Raw genomic sequence first — 587 nt, forward strand, 5'->3', positions numbered from 1 at the left:
CGGGCCTGTTCCATCGTCGGTGCCGATCGCACGATGATCCGCTACCAGTCGTGCCGGGCGCCGGAGACCGAACTGCGCGGCCGGCTGCGCGATCTCGCCAACGAGCGCCGGCGTTTCGGCTATCGGCGCCTGTTCATCCTGCTGCGGCGCGAGGGCGAGCCATCAGGGATCAACCGCATCTATCGGCTCTACCGCGAGGAGGGGCTGACAGTGCGCAAGCGCCGGGCGCGGCGACGCGCGGTGGGCACGCGGGCGCCGATCCTGGTCGAGGCGAGGCCGAACGCGCGTTGGTCGCTGGACTTCGTGCACGACCAGTTTGCCTGCGGGCGGCGGTTCCGCGTGCTCAACATCGTCGACGACGTGACCCGCGAATGCCTGGGCGCCATCCCCGACACGTCGATCTCCGGTCGTCGGGTGGCCCGTGAGCTGACCGATCTGATCAGCCGTCGCGGCAAGCCGGACATGATCGTTTCCGACCACGGCACGGAGTTCACCTCGAACGCGATCCTCGCCTGGGCAGACGATATGGGCGTCGGCTGGCATTACATCGCGCCCGGCAAGCCGCAGCAGAACGGCTTCATTGAGAG

General features: G+C 68.5%; 1 protein-coding gene. It reads left to right on the forward strand.

Features of this window, described 5'->3' with window-relative positions:
- A partial coding sequence (locus tag ACFOLC_RS16155) for a DDE-type integrase/transposase/recombinase (RefSeq protein ID WP_386760293.1) occupies window positions 1–587 on the forward strand: 587 nt, incomplete at both ends.

Source organism: Lysobacter cavernae, from assembly GCF_042648505.1.
Lineage (GTDB): Bacteria > Pseudomonadota > Gammaproteobacteria > Xanthomonadales > Xanthomonadaceae > Lysobacter_L > Lysobacter_L cavernae.